The organism is Sinanaerobacter chloroacetimidivorans, assembly GCF_018128545.1.
In the GTDB taxonomy this organism is placed as follows: Bacteria; Bacillota; Clostridia; order Peptostreptococcales; family Anaerovoracaceae; genus Sinanaerobacter; species Sinanaerobacter chloroacetimidivorans.
In genome coordinates, this window is sequence record NZ_JAGSND010000008.1 from 46,797 (window position 1) to 60,375 (window position 13,579).

Genomic DNA, 13,579 nt, shown 5'->3' on the forward strand with positions numbered 1-13,579 from the left:
CGGTCAATGTGACGGGCCTTTTCATTTTCTGAGTGAGGAGGAGTAATAAAAAAGATTGAACAAGATCATGAATCGACCTCTACTTTATCCGACTCCTGGTAAGGCGCCAATGTGGCTACCAAACGGGCAACTTTGTCGGAATGATTTATGAGATAATGTGTTTCTTCCGGTTCTACGTGGATAAACTGGCCCTTGGTAAGGGTAAAGGTTTTGCCGTCTACAATGATATCGATCTCTCCCTCCATAACATAGAAGTTTTCTTCCATAACATTGTGATAATGACTTTTAAAATCCGAACCGGGAGGAAACTGTACAATGGCGAAATTCATGCGCGGGCCTTTCATTAAATATTTGGGGCCGCTGTCGCCATGCCGATATTCCAGATCCTTCTCGTCTATTATGTACATAGTTTTATTCTCCTTTCTGTTTATAAGCCGGGTGCTGCCCACATAGGGGTGGTTAGTTTTTGATCGCTCATTTTAAAACTTTCTTTATAGATTTGCTTCCATGACTCATAAAGTTGATGATAGATTTTATGGTTTTCAAAGTCTGGACGGTATTCGGCTTCCCATTGGACCAATGTTTTTGCTGCTATGGATGCACTCTCGTAAATGCCGACTCCTGCACCGGCGACGATCGCCGCCCCCAGAGCGGTTGCTTCTTTTACTTTAGGAACCTTAACCGGTATTCCCAAAACATCGGATAATATCTGGCACCAGATAGGGCTCTTGGAAGCGCCGCTTGCAAATATCACCTGATCGGGCCGGTTTCCTGTGACTTCGTAAACCAGGTCTACATTTCCTTTCGTCACCAGCGCTGCATTTTCCATAAGTGCCCGATAAAATGTGTATCGATTGAATTTCTCCGCATTCAGTGAGAAATTAATAAAAGCGGGAGATGCGTGTTTCCAATGAATAAAATTCATGACATCGGAAAAAATGCATTGCATTCCATAGCTTCCGGGAGGAATTTTGGCCGCTTCCCGATTCATGAGATCGTAAGGATCCTGATGGGTTTCGACAGCCTCTTTTACTTCCATTTGACAGAAAGCATCCCGATACCAACGCATGATCAGGCCGGGATAAAATGCCAGTGCTTCATATTGCCAAAGCCCTGGGACTGCATGACAGTTCACCCGAACTCTGCAGTCGGCATCGGTCTTTACTTCGTTTGTATTAAATTCAAACTGCCAGAAACTTCCACCGAAAATAGCTCCCTGGTTTGGTTCTACCAAGCCCACACCAACACATCCGAGCTGTGCATCTCCGCCGCCGGTGACCACCGGCGTACCGGCAGCGAGACCGGTTTCTTCCGCGCATTTGGCAGAGACCTCGCCTACCCGGGTTCCACTCTCATAGACAGGAGGAAAAATGTCTGTTTTTAATTCGCATTTTTGTGCAATCTCAGGAAGCCACGCTCTTGTTTTCAGATCAAAAATTCCTGCTGTACAGCTGTTGGATGGTTCGGAGGTAAGAAGGCCCGTAAGTTTGGCTATGAGCCAGTCATTGAACATGGTAATGGTGGTAGTTTTTTCGTAAATATCAGGCAAGTGATTTTTTACCCAGAGCAGCCTGGGCAAAGCGCCTAAGGCGAAAGTCTGCCCTGAGGGAAGGTAAATTTCCTTTTCCAATTGCTCCGATATTTTTTTCAGTTGAATCACTTCTTCGTTGGATCTGGCGTCTACATTGGCGCAAGCCCAGATCTCCCGGCCGGCTTCGTCGTAAAGAACGATTCCCTCCCGCATACTGGTGGTGGCAATGCCGGCAATTTCTTCGGGATGAATGCCGCTTTCCCGTATGGCCTCCTTTAGGCATTTTGAGGCCAGATTCCAGTTATGTACCCAGTCAAAGTCCATGGATCCCGGATATCTGGGATCTTCTTTGTGTTCCCATTCGCGTTGGGCAACATACAGTTGATTGCCTTCTGTATCAAACAGTACCGCCCTGACGCTGCCTGTACCTGCATCAATAGCCATCAAATATTGTGCCATATTATCCTACCTCCTAAAATGATTTAGATTTCCAAGACCGCTTTGGCTGTTTCTTCATCTGTTATTAAAATGTTTATACAACCTGTTTTCAAAACTGCGTCAATGGCTTGCGCTTTATCGATTCCCCCTGCCACTGCAATGACGTTGGGGAATGTGCTCAAAACCTCCGGAGGAGTGCTGATCAGCTTATCGTGGATTGCAAGGTTTAGAACTTCACCGTCTTTATTGACAAAATAACCCAGAACATCACCCACTGCACTTTCCGCCTGCAATCTTAAAAGCTCATTGGCTGTCAGGTTCCCTTCCTTTACTACGGTAGCCTGCTCACTGACGGCACCGATGCCCACAATGGTAAAGCTGGCAAGATTGGATAAACCTAATACATCTTTTACGGAAGGTTCCTGCCGGATGGCCGCAGCCATTTCTGAAGTTGAGGCAAGCAGCGGGGCTGGAACGATATACCGTGCTGCAACAGAAGTGCCGCATAAAGAATTTACCGTATAATGTTTGACTCCGCCTGTGAGAGATACGAAAGAAATTTTGGAATCCTCGGGAAGTTCGAGATTTTGAAGTGTCCGGGACGTGGTGTCTCCAAATCCTACATTAATAAAAGCCCCCTCGGTGATATGGTCGCTCAGATACATGGCTGCCGCTCTGGCAACCGTTTCGTTTATATTATAAGAAATAGAAGGAACCAGAACGACTTCCTTTAAAGAATAACGTTCCTGGAGCCGGTTGTTGATTTCCGTTTGCTGATAAGCGTCAGCTCTTATTTTAAATTGTATCAATTTTTTTGCTCTGCCTTTTTCCAGCAGTTTGATGACTCTCATGCGGGAGATCCCCAATCGATCCGCAATGGCTTGCTGTGTCATATCTTCAATGTAATAACACCAGACCGCTTTGATCATTAAGGAATGTTCATAATCCATACTCATAAATTTATCTCCTGTTTTTACTCATTAAATAATGAAAAGTGGATTCGTTACAAATGTTTCGATTAAAATCAAAAGTTTAAATTTAACTCAATTATAAAACTTAAAGAAAACAGTGTCAACCTCTTTGTTTGAAATTAATGTAAGGAATAATAAAGCGAGTAATTAATAAATAAACAGCAATAGTTACTGTAAAATGTTATAAAAATATCGAAAATTACAGAAAAATGAGGAGTCGCGCCAGAATAATAATGCAAAATTATTTTTTCTGGGAAGCCATATTGACATTACTATAAAAAAGCATTATGATTCAAGTAGGTTGAAACAAAATATTCATACAAAAACTAATGTTTGATTTTTAAATCGAGTATTTCGACTTGTTATGGAGGATTCAGTTATGGGATTAAGCAATGATGACAGAACGCAAACTCCCGCTATCAGCATAAATGGCATCAGCAAGTCATTTGCTACCAACGTCGTACTTCGCAAAATAAATCTGGATGTATACCAAGGTGAAGTCGTAGCATTGATTGGAGGTAATGGAGCGGGGAAAAGTACCTTAATGAAAATATTGATGGGCATTTATCAGCCGGATGGAGGAGAAATCCATATTTCAGGTAAAAAAGTGAATCTTTGTTCTCCTTCTGCCGCATTGTCTAACGGTATTTATCTTGTACCTCAGGAACCGATGTTATTCCCGAATATGACGGTAGAAGAAAATATTGTTCTTGGATTTCAGGAAAAAAGGGCAGAACTGCGATTGCGTTTGGAAGCTTTAATTGAAAATCTTGGATGGGATCTGAAACTTGATCGAAAGGCTGAAAGCTTGTCCATTGCTGAGCAGCAGCTTGTGGAAATTTTGAGAGGGCTGCTTCGAAACTCTAAAATATTGATTTTGGATGAGCCCACATCAGCACTGACTTTTCATGAAATAGAATCACTCTTTAGAATCATAACGGATTTACATAGCAACGGTATCAGTATCTTTTATATTACCCATCGGCTTACGGAAGTTTTCGACATCGCCACCAGAGTCGTTGTATTGCGTGACGGACAGATTACCATGGAGGGTTCCGTGGGCCAATTCAATCAGGAAATGCTGATACAAGGTTTGCTGCCGACAAATTACGAACGAGCAGCTATTCGAAAAGAAGAAGCGGTATCTGACAAAAAGAGAAAATCAAAAAAACCAATGCTGGAAATTAAGGATTTCGGCGGATATGGATTTTCCAATGTCAATCTGGAGGTTTATCCCGGGGAGATTCTGGGATTGGCCGGAGTTGTAGGTGCCGGACGTACGGAGCTGGCGGTTACCATTTTCGGAAAGGATCTGGTGAAACAGGGTGCCGTGATTTTAGACGGGGAAGAGATCACAGGAAGAAAATCCAAACAGATTATAGAGAAAGGACTTATTTACGTCCCCGAGGACCGGCATCTCAACGGAATCTATTCGATGAGGGATGTGGAGGAAAACGTAACTTCGGGAGTCCTAGGACATTTAAACAAGTATTTTATAGATAGAAAGAAATCTCGTGAGCTTACGGACCGGTATATCAAAGACTTTAGAATCAAAGTGACGGGAAGGGACCAAATTACCGGATCTTTATCCGGCGGAAACCAGCAGAAAGTGGTGTTGGCAAAAGCCCTGGCCACAAATCCGAAAGTTGTTATTCTGGATGAACCTACCAGAGGAATCGACGCCGGAGCCAGAGGAGATGTCTATCGAATCATCCACGAACTGAAGCAGCAGGGAGTGGCCGTACTGCTTATCTCTTCCGATATCGAAGAAGTTATAGAGCTGTCTGATCGTGTGGCAGCCATGTACCAGGGCAGAATCAATCATACTTTTGAAGAAAACGAGATTACCGTTGACAATCTTATGTCCGCATCCTTCGGTGTATATCAAAAGGAGGAGACCGCATGAAAATAATTGCAGAAAAAATGGCCAAAACCCGTGAGCTGTTTACCGTAGCTTTCATGCTGCTGCTGTTTCTGATCACCGGACTGATCAATCCCAGCTTCCTGGCCGGAGATAATTTATTGCTTTGTTTTAATGGCAGTGTTATTTACATATTATTGGCCATCGGTGTATCCTTTGTCATTACAACCGGTGACATCGATGTTTCTGTAGGAGCAACCATGGGTTTTACCGCTGCGGTCTGTGCAACCTTGATACGAGACGGCAGTTCTCTGATGACAGCAGTGGTATCTGCCGTAGCAATCGGGGCTGTCATCGGGTTGATCAATGGATTGGGAGTGACGAAGCTTCGGATACCGGCAATTATTATGACATTGGGAATCAATGGAGTCGTTAGGGGTTCCATCTATGTATATACGCAGGGGAAATGGGTAGAAAATCTGCCGGCTGTATTTAAAAGTTATGGCCAAATCTCATTATTCGGTTTCGTAAATTTATTCCTGCTGGGTACCGTACTTATCGTAGTCGGAACTTATCTTTATCTTCATAGAGCAAGGAAAGGAAAATATTTCGCTGCCATCGGGGACAATATCGGCGGGGCTACGTTGATCGGAATACCGGTGGACCGGGTCAGGATCACAGCATTCGTGCTTTCCGGAGTCTTTGCTGCCATAGCCGGTGTGGTATTCGCCAGCAAAGTAGGATTTGTAACGCCTACTGCAGGCAATGGATATGAGATGAAAGCAATTGCGGCTTGTGTCCTTGGAGGCGTTAGCCTTACCGGAGGAGTGGGTTCTGTTATCGGTGCTATGTTTGGAGCGGTCATCATGTCCTCTATCAGCAGAATCCTGGTCTTTCTGCAATTTTCATCCAACTGGGATGATACCATTACAGGTATCCTGCTGATCATTATAGTCGTTGCAGACGCATTGATCCAGACACATCTGAAAGAAAAAGCCCGGAAAGAACGGCTGGCCGCAAGAGATTTGAAAGCGCAGAGTCATTTTGAGGAGAAGGAGGTTCTTGCAGGATGAGTACTTTAAAAAGCCTGGACTGGAAAAAAGGAATCCTTAGATGGGAAGCGGCGTTGATCCTGATACTCGTATTGGAAATCATCATCTTTGGATCCATCAATCCCCGCTTTCTGAAAGTTCCGGTATTGCTTGGCAGTATCAATGATTATATCAGCATTTGCATTATCGCCTTGTTTGCCACCATCGTCATGATAACCGGAGGAATCGATATTTCGGGCGGTGCCATTGTAGGTCTTACCTCTATGGTGCTGGGCCTGCTCTGGCAGGACGCTGGCCTGAATATATGGGCTGCTATGGGATTATGCCTGGTTACCGGTATTCTTTGCGGAGCGCTGAACGGCTTTCTGGTTTCCTATGTGGGCGTGCAGGCCATGGTCGTCACCTTGGGAGGCTTGTTCTTATACTCCGGATTGGCAGTAGTGCTATCCACTCTTTCCGTATCCAGTGCTTATGAAGGTATCAGCGGTTTTCCCGAAGCGTTTATAAGGATTGCCGGAGGCAAGGTTTTCGGTATCGTACCAAATCCATTTGTCATTTTTATAATACTTACTGTTATTGCTTATATTTTACTTCATAAATCACGTTTCGGAAGATACGTTTTCCTGGTGGGAGTGAATCCGAATGCAGCCGGGTTTTCCGGAATTAATTATAAATTAGTAGCCATGTTTACTTACATTTTTTCCGGATTAGCCGCTTCTGTAGCGGGAGTGGTTCTTACCAGTTATTTAGGCTCCTGCAGGGCAGACCTGGGAAGCGGACTTACCATGCCAATCGTCACGGCCGTTGTATTAGGAGGTACCGCCATTACAGGCGGAAAGGGAAGCATCGCAGGAACCGCACTTGCAGCCATCGTCATCGGATTATTGCGGTTTGGACTTCAAATGTCAGGGATGAGTACCCAGTATCTTGATATACCGGTAGGCTTGCTGCTGATTGTTGCAGTGGCAGCCAGAGGAGCCGGCGTTTATATGCACAGGATTCAATACAGCAGTAAAAAAGAAAAAAGCTGCCAAACGGAAACTTAATACCCTTGTTATTAAAATTATCGGCCAGATAATATTTAATAAAAATAATTGAGGAGAAAGAACTGAAAGGAGAGATTTTAATGCGTAAATTTTTAGTTATACTTCTTACCCTGTCCATGGTATTTTCCATGTTCGGATGCGGTGGCGGCACCGATGAAGTATCAGATGAAGGCACTGCAGAACCATCAGATATTTCTGTAGCTTTCATCCCTAAATTGACCGGAAACTCATTCTTTGAATCAGCGAATCTTGGGGCTCAGGACATAGCGGAAGAAGTAGGCTTTGAGTGTGCTTACACAGGAAATCCGGAAGCTTCCGTTGCAAACCAGGTTCAGGTAATCAACTCCGCAGTACAGCAGGGATTCAGTGCCCTCGCTATTTCATCCGTAACACCGGATGGACTCAACAATGCATTAAAGGCTGCCAAGGAAGCCGGACTGAAAATTGTATGTTGGGATTCCGACGTGCAGAACGATATGCGTTCCCTTCATGTAGCTCAAGGCACTCCGGAGCAGCTGGGTGAGATGCTGGTAGAGATGGCCGCCATGCAGATGACCGATGAACAAAAACAAAGTGCGAAATATTGCTGGCACTATTCCTCTGCCACTGTTACGGATCAGAATTCCTGGCAGGTAGCCGGTGAGAAGTACATAAAAGAAACCTATCCGGGCTGGGTAAATGTAGCTCCTGATAATTATTACAGCGGTCAGGATGCAGAAAAGGCAGTTTCCGTGGGAGAATCCATCCTGAAAACCTATCCGGATATCGATGCCATCATCTGTAATGATTCAACCGCTCTTCCGGGCCAGGCTCAGGCCGCCGAGAACCTTGGATTATCCGGTAAAGATGTGATTATCACTGGTTTCTGCACACCAAACGGCATGAGAGATTTCTGCAAAAATGGTACGGTTCCTGTATTCGGACTTTGGGATTGCAAGGTTCAGGGAGCGATGGGCGCTTATCTTGCCTACTGGCTCGCTGCAGGTAATGAATTCAAAGTTGGAGATACAATAGATATCCCCACCATTGGTGAAGTTGAAGTGCTGCCCAATACCGTGCTGGATCCAAAAGCCTATACGGCAGATGACTCCGGAGTCGTATTGCTGCCGGAAAGAACAATCTTTACCAAAGACAATATAGATGACTATAATTTCTAAACTATTTATCTGGTTCAATATCTAATAAAAATATAACGGGTATAGCTGTGGTCTTAATCCCACAGCTATCCTGCTAATTGATGAAAGAAGGAGGTTATTTATGGCGGATAAAGACGGAAATAAAATTGCAAAGAATTATCAGACAGATGTTGATTTTGCAAGAAAAGGCGGATTTTATGTAAAGGGTATGGAAGACGTTGATTGGGGGATGAAGACTCGTTTGGCGAAAATTTTCAGCCCTGTCAGCGGAAATACGGTAATGCTGGCTTTTGACCACGGTTATTTTATGGGCTCCACAGCCGGACTTGAGCGGCTGGATATTGCGATGCCACCGCTGATTCCTTACGTGGATGTGCTTATGGCAACCAGAGGTGCATTAAGAACCTGCATCCCACCGGAGTTTAACAAGGGAATCGCCCTTCGCTGCAGTGCCGGTTCCTCCATGATGGATGAAGATTTGTCCCATGAAGTAATCGCGGTGAATATTGAAGATGCTATCAGGATGAATGCTTCCTGCATGGCCATTCAAACCTTCATTGGAGCACCAGGCGAAAAATCCAGTATAGATAATCTCTGCAAGACCATCGATGCCGGAAATCGGTATGGGATACCTACGCTGGGGGTTGTGGCGGTAGGAAAGAATATGGAACGCACACCAGGTTTCTTTAAACTGGCAACCCGCATGCTTGCGGAATTTGGTGCTCAGATTATAAAGACTTACTACTGTGACGATTTTGAAGAGATAACGGCAGCCTGTCCGGTTCCTATCGTTGTGGCAGGAGGTAAAAAAGTTGCTGAAAAGGAAGCGTTGACCATGGCCTATCTCAGCATGCAGGGCGGAGCCAGAGGGCTCGATATGGGAAGGAACATCTTCCAAAGCGATTCGCCTGTGGGTATGGCAAAAGCGATAGGCGCTATTGTACATAATCAGGCAACTGTTGATGAAGCTTATGAAATTTATGTAACTGAAAAAAATCAGCCGAATAAATAAGTGAAATGGAAGAGGCTCGGCTGACGAAGAAAAGGAATGGTCGAAAAATGGATAAATACTTTATCTATGGCTCGGCCGTTTCTTTTTTTCTGTCAGGAATGATTGCAGCTTATTAGATAAAACCTATTTGATAAAATATGTTTAATAAACAGGATACAAGGTACATAGGTTATATAGGTGTATACCTATTTTCGTACTGGGGAGATTCTGGCATGGGGAAATTAGAATTAATCGTGATAGCACTTGGGCTTTCCATGGACGCTTTTGCAGTAGCCGTCAGCAAAGGTCTGTCCTTAAAGCATATGAAATATCGTTACGCAGTCATCACAGGCTGCTATTTCGGAGGATTCCAGGCCTTTATGCCGCTGTTGGGGTATCTCCTGGGTACGCAGTTTAAAGATTCCCTGACCTCCATTGATCATTGGATTGCTTTCATCCTGTTATCTGTCATCGGAATGAATATGGTACGAGAATCCGATAATGTTCATCCAAAAACAGATGAATCACTGAATGTAAAGGACATGACCATTCTATCACTGGCAACCAGCATGGATGCGCTGGCCATTGGTGTAACCTTTGCTTTTTTGCAGGTTCATATTGCAGAAGGCATTACCATTATCGGTATCACAACCTTTATTTTCTCTTTTATTGGTGTTAAAATAGGGAATATCTTTGGTTACCGTTTGAAATCAAATGCAGAACTGGCTGGAGGCATCATTCTGATCATCATGGGAATTAAAATACTTTTTGAACATCTTGGCGTAATTCGCTTTTAGAATCTTAAAAGCAGAACATACTAAGAATGCAGATTTATAATATATAAATCACACGGGAAAACAGATAATCAAAGAGGTAAAAAAATGGTCGAAAAAAAGATGCTGCTCTATTTTTTTTGTTTTATAATAGTACTGGCTCCCTGGTTGTTTCTGCTTGAAGTATTTCCGGTTCCCTATTATAAAATCAATGTCGGGAATGAAGTGATTTTGGAAGTTACCATGCTTTTGGCTGTATTTTTTCAGATCATTTTTTTAAGAAAAGAACTGGTTCATTTGAATCCAAAAGTGATCAGTATCAGAGAAAATAAAAAGAATGGAAGTAAAAATAAGAAAAAAAGCGGCAGTAGTCATGCAAGGAGAGCAGAAAAGTGCAAGAACTCCAGAGTTATTGTAAAACTGCTGCTGACAGGTTCTGTAATTACCTTCGTTTTACTGGGTATCATTTTGATTGTGATAGGGATATCATTCCTTTTATAATATCGGAAGGGAAAATAAAATCGATGAAACAAGAATTTACAGCGGTCATAAAACAGCATGAAGGAATCAATGGCGCCTATGTTGAAATTCCTTTTGATGTCCCGGCTGTATTTGGTGCAAAAAGAGTAAAAGTGATTGCAACCTTTGACGGCTATGAATATCAAGGCTCAATCGTGTCAATGGGAGGCTGCTTTCTGATTGGAATGACACAACAGATCAGAAAAGAAATCAACAAAACCTTTGGAAATGAAGTTTTTGTTACCATAGAAAAGGATGAATCGGAAAGAAAGGCCGATCTGCCTGAGGATTTCCGCTCAGAACTTCTGAAAAACTCAGGAGCCTTTGAATTTTGGACTACACTATCTTTTTCCAATCAAAGAAAATATACAGATTGGATTACTTCAGCAAAAAAAGTTGAAACAAGATTGTCAAGGATTGAAAAAGCCATCAGTATGCTATCAGAAAGAGAGGTAAGATAATGCTGAATTTTGATTATCAGAACAGAACACGGATTATTTTTGGGAAGGACAAGCAGAAGGAAATTGGTGCATTCATAAAGCCCTATGCGAACAAAGTGCTTTTTCACTATGGAGGTCAGAGTATTAAAAAAAGCGGACTCTATCAGGAAGTGGTCGATTCTCTGAATCGTGAAAATATAGAGTTTGTTGAGCTGCCAGGCGTTCAGCCGAATCCAAGGCTTTCCCTTGTCTATGAAGGAATTCGGCTATGCAGGGAAAACGGGATTGAATTTATTCTCGCAGTGGGCGGCGGCAGTGTGTTGGACTCCTCAAAGGCTATTGCGCTGGGAGTTCCTTATGACGGAGATGTATGGGATTATTATCTGACCCGGAAAGAAGCCGATAAAGTTCTTGATGTAGCCACCATCCTGACTTTGCCGGCCACCGGAAGTGAGTCCAGTGACAGTTCGGTAATTACCAATGAAGAGGCTCAGCTGAAGCTGGGATATGGAAGCGATAAAATCAGGCCGTTGTTCAGCGTTATGAATCCGGAACTGTTCTTTACCTTGCCGAAACACCAGATGGCTAATGGTGCCTGTGATATGATGAGCCATATCATGGAACGCTATTTTACCAATACTCTTCATACCGATGTAACGGACGGGCTCTGTGAAAGCACTCTCAAAGCGATTATGAAAAATGCCCTGATTCTGAAAGATGATATGCAGAATTATGACGCCTGGGCGGAAGTGTCCTTTGCAGGATCCATTGCCCATAATGGACTTCTGGGTCTGGGGAGAATGCAGGATTGGGCTTGCCACAAAATGGAACATGAGCTCAGTGCTATTTATGATGTCGCTCACGGAGCAGGATTAGCGGCAGTAACACCCTCCTGGATGAGATCTGTGTATCAGGAAAACATAGGCATGTTTCTGCAGTTTGCCGTAAATGTGATGGGCGTGGAAGCCTCTTTCAGAGATCCGGATGCAGCTGTACTGGAAGGCATCAGAAGATTGGAACAATTTTTTGCTGACCTGGGTCTTCCTGTTACGCTGACAGAACTTGGAATTGAGGAAAAAGATTATGAGCGAATGGCAAAAAAGGCCACCTGGTTTGACAGAGGTCCCGAACGACCCATTGGCGGCTTAAAAAAGCTTTATTGGCAGGACGTTCTTCAAATCTATAAGATGGCTAAATAAAACAGACAAAGCCCCCGCCTTGTGTTGTGGTGTGATACCACAATGCAAGGTCTATTTTTTTGATTTTCCCTTCATCTAAAATCTCAATCACCGCATTCTTTTCATCTCCGGTTGAATCTATGGAAATGACGGTAACCCAGTGCCAGCGATCTAAATTTTCTTCACATCCATTGCAAAGATTCAGAAAAGCCACCGGGATATTTTTTATCAGAGCTTTTTCAATAAAATCAATCATCTCTTGAAGGGGCGGGCGCAATGTTTTTTCTTCAGGGATATCACAAAACTCGTAGCCTATGGGGAATTCTTTCGCTTCAGCATATGCCAAAACCCGATCGTAAAATAGCTTTGTGGTAGGAATTCCCATTTCTGTGGGCGTTACATACTCCCAAATTTCTTCCATGAAGGACAGACATTTTGATTTAGAACTGATATCATGGACAAGATCCGGTTTTTCGGAATGCAAGTAAGTGATTATATTGCAGGCTACGGATGGCCCGCAGCCGGAACGGCGCTGCCATTCAGAGGTGTACCATTCCTGATTGCATCCATAGTAGGCGTTCTCGTTGTTTTCATCCAAAACTTTAAAGATATCTATATTAGATAAGCTAATTTTCATGATTCTATCACCTTACATCTATAACTGCAAATAAACAATAAAAATCTTCTCCATGTAGTATATGTATCAAGTTTGCACTTGTCAACCGGGACCCCGGAGAAACAGCAGCATGAAAAAATAAAAAAGTGGAAATGACAGAATAATATAAAACTGTCAGGAAAGGATAAGACCTTTTCTGACAGTAAAGCATGAAACCTATAGGGTTTTATAAGCAGGGTTTGAGAGAGTTATTCCGGATTCTGCCCGTTTATGATCCACTGGGCAACTTGTACCGTTCTCTTTGCCTGGTGATGTACTGCCTCCTTCACATCCTCCACCATTCTTCCGTCTTGGCCCTGCGTAACGGATGTCCCGTATGGATTGCCGCCACCCTTGAATATAGATGCATCTGTATAACCGGGGGGTACAATAATGGCACCCCAATGCATCATGGAAGTGTAGAGAGAGTGAATGGTTGCCTCCTGTCCTCCATGTGGATTTTGGGCTGAGGACATGGCACTTACCACTTTGTTCATCAATTTTCCTTTGGCCCATAAACCTCCTTGCAAATCAATAAATTGTTTCATTTGTGAAGCAACATTTCCAAAACGTGTCGGCACGCTGAAAATGATGGCATCAGCCCATTCGAGATCTTCAGATCCGGCCTCCTGAACGTCTTTGGTGGACTCTGTATTTGCTTTCCAAGCCGGATTTTTTTCGATTACAGATTCCGGTGCCAGTTCCTTAACCTTTAGAAGTCTTACTTCTGCTCCGACGGATTTTCCGGCATTAGCCGCCCATTCTGCTAACTGATGGTTGATCCCGGTCATACTGTAATAAATAACAGCTAGTTTTACAGCTTTCATAAATTGATCTCCTTTCACCTTCTATTATCTTATCCTATCTTGCTCAACTGATCACGATTACGTAACAAATAACAACCCTTTTGTACTAATTAATTACCCTTTTGCACATCTATTAATCAAATAGTTCCGTTATTTTGTGAGGAAAACGTAAAAACCCTCTT

14 protein-coding genes are annotated in these 13,579 nt (G+C 43.4%); 9 read left to right on the forward strand and 5 right to left on the reverse strand.

Features of this window, described 5'->3' with window-relative positions; translation table 11 throughout:
* Positions 1-65 precede the first annotated feature (65 nt).
* From KCX82_RS12595 to KCX82_RS12605, 3 genes are read right to left on the reverse strand one after another with little or no spacing between them, the layout of a single operon-like run.
* Positions 66-407 carry a cupin domain-containing protein gene (locus tag KCX82_RS12595; RefSeq protein WP_227018836.1) on the reverse strand — a complete coding sequence of 114 codons (342 nt, stop codon included), beginning with the start codon at positions 405-407 and terminating at the stop codon, positions 66-68.
* A 20-nt stretch (positions 408-427) separates the two neighbouring features.
* A complete protein-coding gene (gene lsrK, locus KCX82_RS12600) occupies positions 428-1,990 on the reverse strand; it encodes an autoinducer-2 kinase (RefSeq protein WP_227018837.1) in 1,563 nt (520 codons plus the stop codon).
* A 23-nt stretch (positions 1,991-2,013) separates the two neighbouring features.
* On the reverse strand, positions 2,014-2,925 hold the full coding sequence (locus KCX82_RS12605) for a sugar-binding transcriptional regulator (RefSeq protein WP_227018838.1): 912 nt from the start codon (positions 2,923-2,925) through the stop codon (positions 2,014-2,016).
* Positions 2,926-3,319: 394 nt separating this feature from the next.
* Between KCX82_RS12605 and KCX82_RS12610 the strand changes: the two genes are divergently transcribed.
* The 9 genes from KCX82_RS12610 to KCX82_RS12650 all read left to right on the forward strand — a co-directional run bounded on the left by KCX82_RS12610 (position 3,320) and on the right by KCX82_RS12650 (position 11,957).
* Positions 3,320-4,846: a sugar ABC transporter ATP-binding protein gene (locus tag KCX82_RS12610; protein ID WP_227018839.1), complete on the forward strand. Its 1,527-nt coding sequence runs from the start codon at positions 3,320-3,322 to the stop codon at positions 4,844-4,846.
* On the forward strand, positions 4,843-5,874 hold the full coding sequence (locus tag KCX82_RS12615; protein WP_227018840.1) for an ABC transporter permease: 1,032 nt from the start codon (positions 4,843-4,845) through the stop codon (positions 5,872-5,874). The genes KCX82_RS12610 and KCX82_RS12615 overlap by 4 nt, the downstream gene beginning before the upstream one ends.
* On the forward strand, positions 5,871-6,899 hold the full coding sequence (locus tag KCX82_RS12620) for an ABC transporter permease (protein ID WP_227018841.1): 1,029 nt from the start codon (positions 5,871-5,873) through the stop codon (positions 6,897-6,899). Before KCX82_RS12615 ends, KCX82_RS12620 begins: the two co-directional genes overlap by 4 nt.
* Before the next feature lie 80 nt (positions 6,900-6,979).
* Positions 6,980-8,056, forward strand: a complete 1,077-nt coding sequence (gene lsrB, locus KCX82_RS12625; RefSeq protein WP_227018842.1) for an autoinducer 2 ABC transporter substrate-binding protein LsrB — start codon at positions 6,980-6,982, stop codon at positions 8,054-8,056.
* 100 nt (positions 8,057-8,156) lie between these two features.
* Positions 8,157-9,047, forward strand: coding sequence for a 3-hydroxy-5-phosphonooxypentane-2,4-dione thiolase (lsrF, locus tag KCX82_RS12630; protein ID WP_227018843.1), 891 nt, complete (start codon positions 8,157-8,159; stop codon positions 9,045-9,047).
* 212 nt (positions 9,048-9,259) lie between these two features.
* Entirely contained in the window at positions 9,260-9,823 is a 564-nt protein-coding gene (locus KCX82_RS12635) for a manganese efflux pump MntP (RefSeq protein WP_227018844.1), read from the forward strand.
* Between the two features lie 84 nt (positions 9,824-9,907).
* Entirely contained in the window at positions 9,908-10,300 is a 393-nt protein-coding gene (locus tag KCX82_RS12640) for a hypothetical protein (RefSeq protein WP_227018845.1), read from the forward strand.
* 23 nt (positions 10,301-10,323) lie between these two features.
* Positions 10,324-10,779 (forward strand): YdeI/OmpD-associated family protein, encoded by a 456-nt coding sequence (locus KCX82_RS12645; RefSeq protein WP_227018846.1) that lies wholly within the window; start codon positions 10,324-10,326, stop codon positions 10,777-10,779.
* The gene (locus KCX82_RS12650; protein ID WP_227018847.1) at positions 10,779-11,957 is read left to right on the forward strand and encodes an iron-containing alcohol dehydrogenase; all 1,179 of its coding nucleotides are present in this window, start codon (positions 10,779-10,781) and stop codon (positions 11,955-11,957) included. Before KCX82_RS12645 ends, KCX82_RS12650 begins: the two co-directional genes overlap by 1 nt.
* Here KCX82_RS12650 and KCX82_RS12655 read toward each other — a convergent pair.
* The gene (locus KCX82_RS12655) at positions 11,950-12,573 is read right to left on the reverse strand and encodes a hypothetical protein (protein ID WP_227018848.1); all 624 of its coding nucleotides are present in this window, start codon (positions 12,571-12,573) and stop codon (positions 11,950-11,952) included. The genes KCX82_RS12650 and KCX82_RS12655 overlap by 8 nt on opposite strands.
* Before the next feature lie 227 nt (positions 12,574-12,800).
* Positions 12,801-13,418, reverse strand: coding sequence for an NAD(P)H:quinone oxidoreductase (gene wrbA / locus KCX82_RS12660; RefSeq protein WP_227018849.1), 618 nt, complete (start codon positions 13,416-13,418; stop codon positions 12,801-12,803).
* Positions 13,419-13,579 lie beyond the last annotated feature (161 nt).

Excerpts from the sequence above, each read along its gene's own strand:
- KCX82_RS12595 (WP_227018836.1), bottom strand. The coding sequence starts at position 407 with ATGTACATAATAGACGAGAAGGATCTGGAATATCGGCATGGCGACAGC.
- lsrK (WP_227018837.1), bottom strand. The coding sequence starts at position 1,990 with ATGGCACAATATTTGATGGCTATTGATGCAGGTACAGGCAGCGTCAGG.
- KCX82_RS12605 (WP_227018838.1), bottom strand. The coding sequence starts at position 2,925 with ATGAGTATGGATTATGAACATTCCTTAATGATCAAAGCGGTCTGGTGT.
- KCX82_RS12610 (WP_227018839.1), top strand. The coding sequence starts at position 3,320 with ATGGGATTAAGCAATGATGACAGAACGCAAACTCCCGCTATCAGCATA.
- KCX82_RS12615 (WP_227018840.1), top strand. The coding sequence starts at position 4,843 with ATGAAAATAATTGCAGAAAAAATGGCCAAAACCCGTGAGCTGTTTACC.
- KCX82_RS12620 (WP_227018841.1), top strand. The coding sequence starts at position 5,871 with ATGAGTACTTTAAAAAGCCTGGACTGGAAAAAAGGAATCCTTAGATGG.
- lsrB (WP_227018842.1), top strand. The coding sequence starts at position 6,980 with ATGCGTAAATTTTTAGTTATACTTCTTACCCTGTCCATGGTATTTTCC.
- lsrF (WP_227018843.1), top strand. The coding sequence starts at position 8,157 with ATGGCGGATAAAGACGGAAATAAAATTGCAAAGAATTATCAGACAGAT.
- KCX82_RS12635 (WP_227018844.1), top strand. The coding sequence starts at position 9,260 with ATGGGGAAATTAGAATTAATCGTGATAGCACTTGGGCTTTCCATGGAC.
- KCX82_RS12640 (WP_227018845.1), top strand. The coding sequence starts at position 9,908 with ATGGTCGAAAAAAAGATGCTGCTCTATTTTTTTTGTTTTATAATAGTA.
- KCX82_RS12645 (WP_227018846.1), top strand. The coding sequence starts at position 10,324 with ATGAAACAAGAATTTACAGCGGTCATAAAACAGCATGAAGGAATCAAT.
- KCX82_RS12650 (WP_227018847.1), top strand. The coding sequence starts at position 10,779 with ATGCTGAATTTTGATTATCAGAACAGAACACGGATTATTTTTGGGAAG.
- KCX82_RS12655 (WP_227018848.1), bottom strand. The coding sequence starts at position 12,573 with ATGAAAATTAGCTTATCTAATATAGATATCTTTAAAGTTTTGGATGAA.
- wrbA (WP_227018849.1), bottom strand. The coding sequence starts at position 13,418 with ATGAAAGCTGTAAAACTAGCTGTTATTTATTACAGTATGACCGGGATC.